Here is a 12,751-nt window from a genome sequence, read left to right on the forward strand (position 1 = left end):
CACCGCCCGTCAGCTCAGGAGGACCCCCACATGCGTAAGCCTCATCTCGTCCGCCGCGTCGTGCCCGCGGCCCTGCTCACGGCGTCGGCCGTGCTGCTCGCCGCGTGCGGCGGGTCCGGCACCGACGACGCCGCCGACGGCATCGTGCGCAGCACCACCACCGTCGCGGGCGCGGGCGTGCTCGGCAACGACCGAGATACCGAGAACGTCTGCGGCCCAACCGCTCCCGTGGACCCCGCGGGCGTGACGGGCACCACCCGCAAGGTCGTGCACGCGGCGGGCGAGACCGAGATACCGGCGGATCCGCAGCGGATCGTGGTGCTCGACACGGACAAGCTCGACACCGTCTGCGCGCTTGGCCTGCAGGACCGGCTGGTCGGCGCCGCGGTGACCGGGGCGGTCGGGTCCCAGCCCGAGTACCTCGGGCCGACGATCGCGGGCGTCGAATCGGTCGGGACGGTGCAGGAACCGGACATCGAGAAGATCGCGACTCTCAAGCCGGACCTCATCCTGGGCTCGAAGTTCCGCACACCGGAGCTGTACCAGCGGCTGAGCGCGGTCGCCCCCACCACGTTCACCGAGAAGGTCGGCACGACGTGGAAGGACAACCTGCTCCTCGACGGCGCCGCGCTCGGCCGCGGCGCGGCCGCCCGCCAGGCCCTCGACGACTACCAGGGCGCCGCCACCGCGACGGGCAACACCCTCGACTCCTCCCAGACGCAGGCCTCGGTGGTCCGCTTCATGCCCGGCGCCATCCGGATCTACGGGCCGGACAGCTTCTCGGGCCAGGTCCTCGCCGATGCGGGCGTCCAGCGCCCGACCTTCCAGCGCCTCGAGGACGCCAAGGACAAGCGCTTCGCGGAGCTCAGCGAGGAGCAGCTGAGCAATGCCGAGGGCGACGTCATCTACGTGAGCTTCTACGGCGACGAGGCCAGGGGCCAGGGCGTCGAGGTCATGAACGGCGGTCTGTGGCAGGGCCTTGGCGCCGTCAAGGACAAGCGCGTGTTCACGGTGGACGACGAGATCTGGATGACCGGCATCGGTGTGATCGCCGCCCGCGGCATCCTCACCGACCTGGAGGCCTCGCTCAATGGCTACGTCAACTAGGCGCCGCGGCGCCCTCCCCGCGCTCGCGGCCGCGCTGATCGGGTCGCTGACGTGGGCGGCCCCGGCCGCTGCCGTGCCTGCCGAACCGACCGGGCACGCCAGGATCGAACTGTTCGCCGCCGACGGCACCACCGCGCTCGGCGACACCGCCCTGCACGAGGGTGACCGGATCGTGGTGCGCGGCACCGGGTTCGATCCGCAGGCCAACACCGGCGGACTGCCGGTACCGGTGCCGCCGGGCGTCCCGCACGGCACCTTCGTCGCATTCGGTGCGTTCGCCCCGCAGTGGCGTCCGTCCGAGGACGCACCGGCGCAGGCCCGGGTCGGGCAGCAGCGCTCGGCCACCGCGTGGGTGATGTCCGAAGACGCACTGAACCGGGTTCCGGACGCACCCTTCGATTTTCGTCGCACCATCCGTCAGCAGTGGGTCCCCCTCGCGGGCGACGGTTCCTTCACCGCCACGCTCACGGTGAAGAAGCCGGCGACCGCCGCCCCCGACGCGGTCTACGGGGTGTACACCTACGCCGCCGCGGACGCCGTCAACGCCGCGGAGGAGCTGTCCGTCCCTGTGAACTTCGACCCGGCTCCCGGGCCGAACGCGCCGACGCCGCCGGCGCAGGACCTGCTGTGGGCCCTCGCGCCCGGCTACACCGAGCTGGTGCAGCGCGGCACCCAGGGTTCGGTTGTGGTCAGCGACGGCGGGACGGTCCGCAAGGACGGCCGCCTCGCGTTCGAGCTCGAGTCCGCCGACGTCGATCCCTCGAGCGGCCACGGCACCGTTCGCTATCGGGGCACCGTGGTCTCCTTCACCCGCTTCCACCTCGCGGAGATCGCGCTGGCCGATCCGTGGATCGAGTTCACGCCCGAGGGCACGTTCCTGTCCGCGGAGACCTCCGAGGGCAACATGGTCGGCACCGACGCCATGACCCGGATCCGGTTCGCGCAGTTGGACGTTCCTGCTAACGCGGGCGTGTCCGAGTTCACCGATGTTCCCGCCCGGTTCGCGGCACCGCTGCAGCCGAGCATCCTGCTGCCGTACTCCGGCGGGCAGGCCGCCCCGATCACCTTCCGGTACTAGCCGTGCCGATCCCCCGGTTCGTCAGCGACCTCCGCGCTCACGTCGGACACGCCCCGTTGTGGCTGTCCGGCGTGAGCGCGGTCGTCGTCGACGATACGGGGCGAATCCTGTTGACCCGCAGGGCCGACAACGGGTTGTGGGCGGTGGTCTCCGGCATCCTCGAACCCGGTGAGGAACCCGGCCCTGCGGCTCTCCGCGAGATCCTCGAGGAGACCGGGGTCGAGGCGGACCTCGTGCGCATCACCAGCGTCGACACCGCCGGGCCGATCACCTACCCGAACGGGGACGTCGCCAGCTACCTCGACGTCTGCTTCCTGGCACGACACACCGCGGGCGAGGCGCGCGCCGCCGACGAGGAGAACCTCGAGGTCGCCTGGTTCGCGCCGGACGCGCTGCCCGCGGACCTCACCGACAGCTCGACGCGGCGAATCGAGAAGGCCCTCCGCGACGTGCCCGAGGCATGGTTCAGCCGGCGTTCTCCCACAGACCCATGATGTTGCCCTCGGTGTCCTTGAAATAGGCCGCGAACCCCATCTCACCGACCGGCTGCTTCTCCCCGACCGTCGACCCGCCCAACTCGGCGATCTTGGCCAGGGCGGCGTCGATGCTCGGCACGTCGATGGTGATCACCGGCCCCTTCGGATACTCCGGGACGCGCTCGAACATGCCGCCGCCGATGTAGCCGGGTTCCGCGGGCATCCCCGACTCCGCGGCGGGCCCGGTCGAGACGATCGTGTAGCTCATCTCGGGCATCTCGACGGTGTTCCATCCGAACGCCTGCTGGTAGAACGTCCTCGCCCGGTCCCCGTCGTCGAACGGGACCTCGAAGTGCACAACTTTTCCACTCATCGCCGCCTCCTCACCTGGGTGAATCCGACGTCCTCGACGCTAGACCTGATCCCCACGCAGGTGAAGGCATTTCGATTTCGGGTGGGCGCCCGATGAATGCCGTCTCCTCGACAACGCGATAATGTTCAGCTGCTCGGTCACGTCTGGTCGAGCACCGCTGGGGGCGGGCAACATCGCACGGGGGGCAGATGAACGAGGACAGTGTGCAGGATCTGCACGCACGGGGAAATGCACTGCAAGATCAGATCGACTCGATGCTGGACACTCTCGATCGGCAAGCCCGAGACCTGAGCGGGGCACGGGCACAGATTGCCCAGCTTCGCCTGCGCGGCGAATCGGTCGACAGACTCGTTCGCGTCGAGACGGATTCGACGGGCTCGGTGTTGAGCGTCGACATCTCACCGGATGCGTTCCGCCGGTCGACGCCGGACTCCCTTGCACTGTCGGTCGCAGACGCGGCACGCGACGCCGCCGCTTCCGCACAACGAGAAATGATGCGACTCATGGGGTCGGTTGTCGCTGCCGGCCACGAGGTGCCCGACCTGCCGGACCTCGTTCCCGGAGCCCCGAGCCTTCGCGACCTGCTTCCGAGCCTCGGGACAGAAGACAGCCCCGGCGACCCGGCCGCGGACCTTCAGGACGACGCGGACGACTACTACCGGGGCGGATCGATTCTCGAGGATCCCCGACGGTGAGCGGCAATGTGTGGGTCGACCCCGACCACCTTCGCAACCAGGCGCCGCGACTCGATGAGCTGGCGGAACGCACGGCAGGCATCCTTGCGGCCCTGCGTGCGGTCATCGCGAGCGAGGGTTCTTGCTGGGGAGAGGACGAGACCGGTATGGCATTCGCGGGCGGTTATCTGCCGGGTGCCGAGGTCGGCGAGGAGAGCATCGGCTTCGCGGCGGCGGCGATGGAGCAGATCGGAACAGGGCTCCGGGCCACGGCGGACGCCTTCGAGAACACCGACCGGACATCCAGTGCCGGCTTCGACGGGATCTCCTGATGGGTATCGAGGTTCCGGGCAGTGTGCGGTGGCTGTCCGAGACCGTGGTCGGATCCGACTGGCCCGATGCGGACGAAACCGCGATGCTGCGCCTTGCACACGGTTGGTACGAGGCAGCTTCGTCCCTGGGCGAGGTGACAGACGAGAGCGACGCGGTGATCCGGACTGCCCTCGGCGGGATCGAGGGCGATGTGAGCATCGCGATCGCGGACCGCTGGGCGAGGATCGGCCCCGAGGGGGCTCTCACGGAGATCATCGCGCTGTGCAGCGCACTCGGCGAGTCCCTCGAGGGTGCGTCCGAGGACGTGCGGATCGCGAAGCTGACGATCATCGCCGCACTCGTTGCGCTGGCGGTCGAGTTGGCGGCGATCGCTGCCGCAACGATCATGACTGCCGGTGCTGCGAGTCCCGCAGCTGTCGTCGCGCAGACCGCCACCCAGATCGCAGTCCGGATGGCCATCAAACAGCTGGTCCTCTCCTTGCTCAGGCGGGCCGCGGTCGGCGCGGCAAAGGGTGCCGCGATCGGGGCGGGCCTCGAGGCGCTCAAAGAAGCGGGCCTGCAGACCTACGAAATCCACCGGGATCGTCGCGACGGCTACGACTGGGGCGATGTCGCCGAGTCGGGCGGCCAGGGTGCCGTCAAGGGCACTGTGAGCGGCGCGCTCAACGGCGCGATGGGCATCGGTCTGCTCGACCCACGCAAACTGCTGACCGGGCAGGCGGGTGCCGAGGTCCAAGGCGCGACCGTCGGGGAAACCCGATTCACCGATGCCCTCATCGCGGAGGTCGCGGCGTCCACGGGGATCGACGAAGGCATCGCCGAGAAGCGGCGCGAGTTCGATGAACTACTCGACAGATTGGGGCCATGACCGATGGGCACACCCGGTTACGGAACAGGTAGCCCGCCACTTCAGGCGACGCGCGGAGCATCGGGAGACCCCCGATACCCGTCGCCGAGGATGCTACGTCGATACATCGCATTCGTCATCGACTTCGTACTGCACGTCGGGATCGCGTTCGGGGTGTACGCAGCATGCGATGCGATCGCCGACCTGTCGGCGTTGGCGTTGCCCGCGGCAGCCCTTGCATGGGTGACAGCGTCCTTCGTCCACCGCGTGATCATCCAGCGGATCTTCCACACGACCGCGGGCAAGGCCCTGTGTGGGTTGGTGATGATCAGGCCTGACGACGGGCGCTGGCCCACAGCCGGATTCCTGGTGAAGTGGTGGCTGATCGGCGTGGTCGTGATCTTCATCGACAACATGGCACCGACTGACGAGAACGGATTCCCGCCAGCCGTGCGACGGTGCGATGTGGAGGCGCTGGGCGCCCGCTAGAAGTCCCAGTCCTCGTCCTCGGTGTTCACGGCCTTGCCGATCACGTAGGAGCTGCCCGACCCGGAGAAGAAGTCGTGGTTCTCGTCCGCGTTCGGGGACAGCGCCGACAGGATCGCCGGGTTCACGTCGGTCTCGTCCTTCGGGAACAGTCCCTCGTAGCCGAGATTCATCAGCGCCTTGTTGGCGTTGTACCGCAGGAACTTCTTGACGTCCTCGGTGAGCCCGACCTCGTCGTAGAGGTCCTGGGTGTACTCGACCTCATTGTCGTACAGCTCGAAGAGCAACTCGAAGGTGTAGTCCTTCAGGTCGTCGCGCTCGGCCTGGTTGAGCTGCTCGAGGCCCTTCTGGTACTTGTATCCGATGTAGTACCCGTGCACGGCCTCGTCGCGGATGATCAGCCGGATCAGGTCGGCGGTGTTGGTGAGCTTGGCCCGCGAGGACCAGTACATCGGCAGGTAGAAGCCCGAGTAGAACAGGAACGACTCGAGCAGCGTCGAGGCGACCTTGCGCTTGAGCGGATCTTCGCCACGGTAGTAGTCCATGACGATCTGCGCCTTGCGCTGCAGGTTCGGGTTCTCCTCCGACCAGCGGAAGGCGTCGTCGATGTCGCGGGTCGAGCACAGCGTCGAGAAAATCGAGCTGTAGCTCTTCGCGTGCACCGACTCCATGAACGCGATGTTGGTGTACACCGCCTCCTCGTGCGGGGTGATCGCGTCCGGGATCAGGCTGACGGCACCGACGGTGCCCTGGATCGTGTCCAGCAGCGTCAGGCCGGTGAAGACCCGCATGGTCAGCTGCTTCTCGTTCGGAGTCAGGGTGTTCCACGACGGGATGTCGTTGGACACCGGGACCTTCTCCGGCAGCCAGAAGTTACCGGTGAGGCGATCCCACACCTCGGCGTCCTTCTCGTCGGGGACGCGGTTCCAGTTGATCGCCGACACCCGGTCGATCAGCTTGATCTTCTCGCTCACGATTCCCTCACTCCATTCGAGCCGTACGCCACGGTCACAGCATGCACGAGACGCAACCCTCGACCTCGGTGCCCTCCAGGGCCATCTGACGCAACCGGATGTAGTACAGCGTCTTGATGCCCTTGCGCCACGCGTAGATCTGGGCCTTGTTGATGTCCCGGGTGGTGGCGGTGTCCTTGAAGAACAACGTCAGCGACAGGCCCTGGTCCACGTGCTGGGTGGCCGCGGCGTAGGTGTCGATGATCTTCTCGTACCCGATCTCGTAGGCATCCTGGTAGTACTCCAGGTTGTCGTTCGTCAGGTAGGGCGCCGGGTAGTAGACGCGGCCGATCTTGCCTTCCTTGCGGATCTCGATCTTCGACGCCACCGGGTGGATGGAGCTGGTGGAGTTGTTGATGTAGGAGATCGATCCGGTCGGCGGGACCGCCTGCAGGTTCTGGTTGTAGATGCCGTGCTGCTGCACGGACGCCTTCAGCTCACGCCAGTCGTCCTGGGTCGGGATGTGCAGGCCCGCATCGGCGAACAGCTGCCGCACCCGCTCGGTCGCAGGCTCCCACACCCGGTCGGTGTACTTGTCGAAAAACTCACCGGAGGCGTACTTGGACTCCGGGAAGCCCGCGAAGTACGTGCCGCGCTCCTTGGCGATCTCGTTGGACGCCCGGATCGCGTGGAACACCACTGTGTAGAAGTAGATGTTCGTGAAGTCGATGCCCTCGTCGGAGCCGTAGTGGATCCGCTCGCGCGCCAGGTATCCGTGCAGGTTCATCTGCCCGAGACCGATGGCGTGGCCGTCGTCGTTCGCCTTCCGGATCGACGGGACGGAGTCGATGGAGGTCTGGTCGGCGACGGCGGTCAGCGCGCGGATCGACGTCTCGATGGTCTGCGCGAAGTCCGGCGAGTCCATCGTCTTGGCGATGTTCAGCGAACCGAGGTTGCAGGAGATGTCCTTGCCGATGTGGCTGTAGGACAGGTCGTCGTTGAACGTCGACGGCGTGGAGACCTGCAGGATCTCCGAGCACAGGTTCGAGTGGGTGACCTTGCCCGCGATCGGGTTCGCGCGGTTCACCGTGTCCTCGTACATGATGTACGGGTACCCGGACTCGAACTGCAGCTCGGCGACGGTCTGGAAGAACTCGCGCGCCTTGATCTTCGACTTGCGGATGCGCTTGTCGTCGACCATCTCGTAGTACTTCTCGGTGACGTTGATGTCCGCGAACGGCTTCCCGTAGATCCGCTCCACGTCGTACGGCGAGAAGAGGTACATGTCCTCGTTCTTCTTCGCCAGCTCGAAGGTGATGTCGGGGATGACCACGCCGAGGGACAGCGTCTTGATGCGGATCTTCTCGTCCGCGTTCTCCCGCTTGGTGTCGAGGAAGCGGTAGATGTCCGGGTGGTGCGCGTGCAGGTACACCGCGCCTGCGCCCTGACGCGCGCCGAGCTGGTTGGCGTACGAGAACGAGTCCTCGAGCAGCTTCATGATCGGGATGACGCCCGAGCTCTGGTTCTCGATCTTCTTGATCGGGGCGCCGTGCTCGCGAACGTTGCTGAGCAGCAACGCGACTCCGCCGCCGCGCTTGGACAGCTGCAGGGCGGAGTTGATGGAGCGACCGATCGACTCCATGTTGTCCTCGATGCGGAGCAGGAAGCAGGACACGGGCTCGCCGCGCTGCTTCTTGCCCGAGTTGAGGAACGTCGGGGTGGCCGGCTGGAACCGGCCGGCGATGATCTCGTCGACCAACTGGGTCGCCAGGTGCTCGTCACCGGCGGCGAGGGTGAGCGCGACCATGCAGACGCGGTCCTCGAACCGCTCCAGGTACCGCTTACCGTCGAAGGTCTTGAGCGTGTAGGAGGTGTAGTACTTGAAGGCGCCGAGGAACGTCGGGAAGCGGAACTTCTTCGAGTAGGCGTGGTCGATCAGCGACTTGACGAACTCACGGCTGTACTGGTCGAGGACCTCGGGCTCGTAGTAGTTCTCCTTGACCAGGTAGTCCAGCTTCTCGTCCAGGTTGTGGAAGAAGACGGTGTTCTGGTTGACGTGCTGGAGGAAGTACTGGTTCGCGGCCTCGCGGTCCTTGTCGAACTGGATCTCGCCATTCGGGCCGTACAGGTTCAGCATCGCGTTGAGCGCGTGGTAGTCGAGCTCCCCCGCGGACGCGTCGGGTCGTGCCGCAGCGCGCTCTACACTCGCTGCCGGGGCTGCGTCTGTGATTGTCGGTGCCACTGTTCACTCTCCATGAATTGTTCGAGCCCGTCCCGGACTGCTACTACGTCTTCGGCGGTACCCATGAGCTCGAAGCGGTACAGGTACGGAACCTTGCACTTCTGCGAAATCACGTTTCCGGCATAGCAATACGACTCGCCGAAGTTCGTATTGCCGGCAGCGATCACCCCGCGGATGAGGGAGCGATTGTGCTCGTTGTTGAGGAATCTGATGACCTGCTTGGGCACATAACTCGTGTCGCGACCCGTCGCGGTGATCCCGCCCCCATAGGTCGGCAGGATCAGGACATACGGCTCATCGACCTCGAATGCGCCTTCGCGGTCATGCAGCGGAATGCGCGCTGCCGGGACACCCAGCTTCTGCACGAAGCGGTGGGTGTTCTCCGACGCGCTGGAGAAGTAGACCAGCGATGTCACAGCCGATCATCTCCGTGTGGTCTTCAGGCGGCGGCCGCGACGAGCGACTTGATCCGGTCCGGACGGAAACCCGACCAGTGATCCTCGCCCGCCACCACGACGGGGGCCTGCAGGTAACCCAGGGCCATCACGTAATCGCGGGCCTCCGAGTCCTCGGTGATGTCGATGACGGAGTACTCGATACCGGCCTTGTCGAACGCCCGGTAGGTCGCATTGCACTGAACGCACGCCGGCTTGGTGTAGACGGTGATGCTCATGTAAGTCCCTCTTTCTCTGGCTTACGGAACTGATGGTCAGTGACGCGGAAGATCATGTGGATCCCACCTACTGGACAGCGCTCCGGCCTGTGTTTCTCGACCGTTCCGGCTATGCCCTCTCGGTGTTCTAGACACTACACCTAGTGTCCGACATATCCATATAACGCGAGATGTTGTGAACCACATCCTTGAAATTCCCAGGTCGTAAGGCATCTGACCCCGCCACAAACGACCCGTCTCGGCGTGTCGCAGGTCACATTTCCGCCTTGCGGTGCGCGGCGCTTCCCCTCTGTGCATGCGGTCGGTGGCGACGGGCCTAGGGTGGGGCGGTGCCGACCGCCGAGGATCCCCAATTCCACGCCGCGGTGGTGTCGACCACCCACCTGTCCCCCAGCCTGCGCCGAATCCGATTCGCGCTCGCGGACCCCGCCGCGTTCGCCTCCAGCGGCGATCCCGACGAGCGACTGCTCGTCGAGTTCGGCGAGGACCACTGGCGCAGTTACACCGTGCGCCGCTGGGACTCCGGCACCGGCAACGTCGACATCGACTTCGCGGTGCATGCGGGCGGGCGGGCCGCCGAGTGGGCGCGGGCGGCCGAGCCGGGCGAGCCGGTCCGACTGTCCCACCCGAAGGGCTGGTACCGGCCGCCGCAGGACGCGCGCTGGCAGCTGCTGCTCGCGGACCTCAGCGCGCTGCCCGCCGCTGCTCGCATCATCGAGAACCTGCCGCCCGGCACCGGCGCCCACCTGGTCGCCGAGATCCCGGAGCCGGCCGACGAGCAGGACTGGGCCACCGACGCGGAGCTGACGGTGACCTGGCTGCACGACACCGGCAACGGCCGCACCCCGAGCGCACTGCCGGAGTGGCTGCGCGCGCACCGGCTCCAGGACGGCCCCGGCTACATCTGGTCGGCGGGCGAGACGGGCGCCTCGCGGCAGATCCGCAGGCACGTCCGCCGCGAGCTGGGCTGGGCGGCGGATCGATTCGACATCATGGGCTACTGGCAGGCGGACAAGGAACGCTGGCTGGCGCGGTACGCGGAGGTCGAGCCGCAGATCGAGGCGCTCACCATCAGCGAGCTGTCGGCCGGCCGCAGTATCGACGAGGTCCGCGACGCCGTCGACGACGCCCTCGAGCAGGCCGGGCTGTAGCCAGGATCGGGTCCTTGAGCTCGTCACCGAGCACGGCGGCCGGGTGCTGCAGCGGGCCCGCACCGACGGCACCGGGGATCAGCCCATGGAGATCCAGCTGTTCACGTTCGAATCCCAGTCGGCGTTGGACGGGTACATGCAGGACGAGCGCAGGCTCGCTCTCGCCGACGAACGCGACCGGGTTGTCGAACGCACCGCGATGATGCGGGTCACGCTCGATTGACCATGCACACGGGCCCGGGCGATGCGTGATGCACCGCCCGGGCCCGAATGGGAAAGATGCGTCAGGCGTCGACGAGCACCTTCGTGGCGTTCACCAGGTCGGCGACGACCTTGGCGAGCTGCGCCGAGACCTCGGCGTTCTCGCTGGCGTGCTTGTCGCCGAACTTCTCGAAGGCACCGCCGATGACGAGCGCGGTGTCCTCGACCACCTTGCCGCCCGCGATCCCGACGGCCTTGGTGGTGTCCTCGTGGGCCCACTTCGCGCCGTTGGCGCTCGGCGAGGCGCTGATCACGGCGACCGGCTTGCCCGCGATGGCACCGACGCCGTAGGGCCGGGAGATCCAGTCGATGGCGTTCTTGAGCACGGCGGGAATGGTCCCGTTGTACTCGGGCGTCACCAGCAGGAGGGCGTCGGCGGCACCGGCGGCCGCGCGCAGCGCCTCCACGCTGTCGATGGTGCCCGGGACGTCGATGTCCTCGTTGTAGAAGGGCACCTCGGCCAGGCCCTCGTACACCGTGACGTTCGCGCCCTCGGGTGCGACACCGACGGCGGTCTCGGCGAGCTGACGGTTGACGGAGGCGGCGCGCAGGCTGCCGACCAGGACGAGAACGTTGGCTTCAGACATTGGAGACTTCCTTCGATGATCCGGGGGCGCTTGCCGTTCTAGGTATATCAGCTAAGCGGACTACGGTCCACTTATATTCCGGGGAGGGTACGATCGGCCTCGTGCAGACCACCCCGATCCAGATGGCCGACCAGCCCGAGGCCGAACGGTGCGACGCCGTGCGCAACCGCGCGTTGCTGCTGAACGCCGCCGCCGCGCTGGTCGCGGAGCGGGGCGCGGACGCCGTGACGATGGATGCGGTCGCCACGAAGGCCGGTGTGGGCAAGGGCACAGTGTTCAGGCGGTTCGGCAGCCGGTCCGGTCTGATGCAGGCCCTCCTCGACCACACCGAGCAGGAACTGCAGCACGCCTTCATGTACGGGCCGCCGCCACTTGGTCCCGGCGCCGAGCCCATCGACCGCCTCGTCGCCTTCGGCCGGGCCCGCATCTCGCTCGTGGACCTCAGCGGCGACACCCTCCGCGCGGTGGAGGACTCCCCCGAACTCCGCTTCGGCAGCGCCCCGCGCCAGGTCAGCCTCACCCACGTAGCGATGCTGCTGCGCGCGGCGGGCACCGAGGGCGACATCCCACTGCTCGCCCACAGCCTGCTCGCGCCCCTCGAGGCCTCGCTGGTCATGTACCAGATCCGCACCATGCACATGCCGATCGAGCGGATCGCCGACGCCTGGGAGCACCTGGTCCGACGGGTCACGGCACGCCCGGCGGGTCACTAGGCTCCTGGCATGCGCCTTCGCCGTGTAGCCGGACTCGCCCTGCTCGCCGCCGCCCTCCTCACCGCCTGCAGTGCGGAGAGCGCCTCGACGCCGAACGGTGAGGACCTGCAGGGACGGACCTTCATCTCCACCGAGGTCACGGGCACCCCGATCCCCGGCGGCGGGCCGCTCACCGTCGAGTTCGTGGAACCGGACAGGATCTCCATGACCGCCGGCTGCAACCGCGGCAACGGCACGGTCGACCTGTCCGACGGCAAGGTCGTCACCGGACCGATCGCGACCACCATGATGGCCTGCGTCGGCGACACCGCAGGCGCCGACGCGTGGATGACCTCGCTGTTCGAGGCAGATCCGGCCTGGAGGCTCGACGGCGACACCCTCACGCTGACCACGAGCGACACCTCGGTCGCCCTGGTCGACAAGAAGGTAGCCACCCCGGACCGTCCGATCACCGGGACCACCTGGGTCGTCGACCAGTTGATCAGCCCGAGCGCGGTCACCACGTCGGTCGCCCTCGAGACCGCCGCCCCCACCCTGCTGATCGCCGAGGACGGCTCGGTCAGCGGATCAACCGGGTGCAACCGGATGACCGGCACCGCCCAGATCGCCGGAGACAAGGTGACCTTCGGCCCGCTCGCGACCACCAGGATGGCGTGCGAGCCCGACGTCGCCGAGGTCGAGCGGGCGGTACTGAACGTGCTCAGCGGCGAGACCACCTTCACCGTCGACGCGGACCGGGCCCGCGTGATGCAGGCGGACGGCGACGGACTGGGCCTGCGCGCCCAGTAGCGACGGCG

The 12,751-nt window shown here is 67.3% G+C and carries 17 protein-coding genes; 11 read left to right on the forward strand and 6 right to left on the reverse strand.

Features of this window, described 5'->3' with window-relative positions:
* Nucleotides 1-30: 30 nt before the first annotated feature.
* The 3 genes from C8K38_RS22545 to C8K38_RS22555 are packed head-to-tail and all read left to right on the forward strand — an operon-like array spanning nucleotide 31 to nucleotide 2,679.
* Nucleotides 31-1,107 (forward strand): ABC transporter substrate-binding protein, encoded by a 1,077-nt coding sequence (locus tag C8K38_RS22545; RefSeq protein ID WP_097213622.1) that lies wholly within the window; start codon nucleotides 31-33, stop codon nucleotides 1,105-1,107.
* A complete protein-coding gene (locus C8K38_RS22550; RefSeq protein WP_097213623.1) occupies nucleotides 1,091-2,185 on the forward strand; it encodes an HtaA domain-containing protein in 1,095 nt (364 codons plus the stop codon). The genes C8K38_RS22545 and C8K38_RS22550 overlap by 17 nt, the downstream gene beginning before the upstream one ends.
* Before the next feature lie 2 nt (nucleotides 2,186-2,187).
* The gene (locus tag C8K38_RS22555; RefSeq protein ID WP_097213624.1) at nucleotides 2,188-2,679 is read left to right on the forward strand and encodes an NUDIX hydrolase; all 492 of its coding nucleotides are present in this window, start codon (nucleotides 2,188-2,190) and stop codon (nucleotides 2,677-2,679) included.
* On the opposite strand, the gene C8K38_RS22560 is transcribed toward C8K38_RS22555, so the two are convergent.
* Nucleotides 2,651-3,034, reverse strand: a complete 384-nt coding sequence (locus tag C8K38_RS22560) for a VOC family protein (protein WP_097213625.1) — start codon at nucleotides 3,032-3,034, stop codon at nucleotides 2,651-2,653. The genes C8K38_RS22555 and C8K38_RS22560 overlap by 29 nt on opposite strands.
* A 188-nt stretch (nucleotides 3,035-3,222) precedes the next feature.
* Between C8K38_RS22560 and C8K38_RS22565 the strand changes: the two genes are divergently transcribed.
* The 4 genes from C8K38_RS22565 to C8K38_RS22580 all read left to right on the forward strand — a co-directional run bounded on the left by C8K38_RS22565 (nucleotide 3,223) and on the right by C8K38_RS22580 (nucleotide 5,377).
* Complete coding sequence (locus C8K38_RS22565; RefSeq protein WP_097213626.1) at nucleotides 3,223-3,729, forward strand: YbaB/EbfC family nucleoid-associated protein; 507 nt, start codon at nucleotides 3,223-3,225, stop codon at nucleotides 3,727-3,729.
* A complete protein-coding gene (locus tag C8K38_RS22570) occupies nucleotides 3,726-4,040 on the forward strand; it encodes a WXG100 family type VII secretion target (protein WP_097213627.1) in 315 nt (104 codons plus the stop codon). Before C8K38_RS22565 ends, C8K38_RS22570 begins: the two co-directional genes overlap by 4 nt.
* The gene (locus tag C8K38_RS22575; protein ID WP_097213628.1) at nucleotides 4,040-4,909 is read left to right on the forward strand and encodes a WXG100-like domain-containing protein; all 870 of its coding nucleotides are present in this window, start codon (nucleotides 4,040-4,042) and stop codon (nucleotides 4,907-4,909) included. Before C8K38_RS22570 ends, C8K38_RS22575 begins: the two co-directional genes overlap by 1 nt.
* A 90-nt stretch (nucleotides 4,910-4,999) precedes the next feature.
* Nucleotides 5,000-5,377, forward strand: coding sequence for an RDD family protein (locus tag C8K38_RS22580; protein ID WP_257017738.1), 378 nt, complete (start codon nucleotides 5,000-5,002; stop codon nucleotides 5,375-5,377).
* Here the strand turns inward: C8K38_RS22580 and nrdF are convergent.
* The 4 genes from nrdF to nrdH are packed head-to-tail and all read right to left on the reverse strand — an operon-like array spanning nucleotide 5,374 to nucleotide 9,242.
* Nucleotides 5,374-6,348 (reverse strand): class 1b ribonucleoside-diphosphate reductase subunit beta, encoded by a 975-nt coding sequence (gene nrdF, locus C8K38_RS22585; RefSeq protein WP_097213630.1) that lies wholly within the window; start codon nucleotides 6,346-6,348, stop codon nucleotides 5,374-5,376. The two genes, C8K38_RS22580 and nrdF, sit on opposite strands and share 4 nt — an antisense overlap.
* Nucleotides 6,349-6,382: 34 nt before the next feature.
* Complete coding sequence (gene nrdE, locus C8K38_RS22590) at nucleotides 6,383-8,569, reverse strand: class 1b ribonucleoside-diphosphate reductase subunit alpha (RefSeq protein WP_077041116.1); 2,187 nt, start codon at nucleotides 8,567-8,569, stop codon at nucleotides 6,383-6,385.
* Nucleotides 8,527-8,985, reverse strand: coding sequence for a class Ib ribonucleoside-diphosphate reductase assembly flavoprotein NrdI (gene nrdI / locus C8K38_RS22595; protein ID WP_097213631.1), 459 nt, complete (start codon nucleotides 8,983-8,985; stop codon nucleotides 8,527-8,529). The genes nrdE and nrdI overlap by 43 nt, the downstream gene beginning before the upstream one ends.
* 23 nt (nucleotides 8,986-9,008) lie before the next feature.
* Nucleotides 9,009-9,242 carry a glutaredoxin-like protein NrdH gene (gene nrdH / locus C8K38_RS22600; RefSeq protein WP_077041114.1) on the reverse strand — a complete coding sequence of 78 codons (234 nt, stop codon included), beginning with the start codon at nucleotides 9,240-9,242 and terminating at the stop codon, nucleotides 9,009-9,011.
* Between the two features lie 329 nt (nucleotides 9,243-9,571).
* Between nrdH and C8K38_RS22605 the strand changes: the two genes are divergently transcribed.
* Nucleotides 9,572-10,393, forward strand: a complete 822-nt coding sequence (locus C8K38_RS22605) for a siderophore-interacting protein (RefSeq protein WP_097213632.1) — start codon at nucleotides 9,572-9,574, stop codon at nucleotides 10,391-10,393.
* 43 nt (nucleotides 10,394-10,436) lie between these two features.
* Nucleotides 10,437-10,616, forward strand: a complete 180-nt coding sequence (locus C8K38_RS22610) for a hypothetical protein (protein ID WP_179800680.1) — start codon at nucleotides 10,437-10,439, stop codon at nucleotides 10,614-10,616.
* 61 nt (nucleotides 10,617-10,677) lie between these two features.
* Here C8K38_RS22610 and C8K38_RS22615 read toward each other — a convergent pair whose 3' ends face one another.
* On the reverse strand, nucleotides 10,678-11,241 hold the full coding sequence (locus tag C8K38_RS22615; RefSeq protein ID WP_097213633.1) for an NAD(P)H-dependent oxidoreductase: 564 nt from the start codon (nucleotides 11,239-11,241) through the stop codon (nucleotides 10,678-10,680).
* Nucleotides 11,242-11,363: 122 nt separating this feature from the next.
* Between C8K38_RS22615 and C8K38_RS22620 the strand changes: the two genes are divergently transcribed.
* Nucleotides 11,364-11,954, forward strand: a complete 591-nt coding sequence (locus C8K38_RS22620; RefSeq protein ID WP_097213668.1) for a TetR/AcrR family transcriptional regulator — start codon at nucleotides 11,364-11,366, stop codon at nucleotides 11,952-11,954.
* Between the two features lie 9 nt (nucleotides 11,955-11,963).
* The gene (locus tag C8K38_RS22625; RefSeq protein WP_097213634.1) at nucleotides 11,964-12,743 is read left to right on the forward strand and encodes an META domain-containing protein; all 780 of its coding nucleotides are present in this window, start codon (nucleotides 11,964-11,966) and stop codon (nucleotides 12,741-12,743) included.
* The last annotated feature ends 8 nt before the right edge of the window (nucleotides 12,744-12,751 follow it).

This window comes from Rhodococcus sp. OK611, from assembly GCF_003050885.1.
Lineage (GTDB): Bacteria > Actinomycetota > Actinomycetes > Mycobacteriales > Mycobacteriaceae > Rhodococcus_G > Rhodococcus_G oryzae.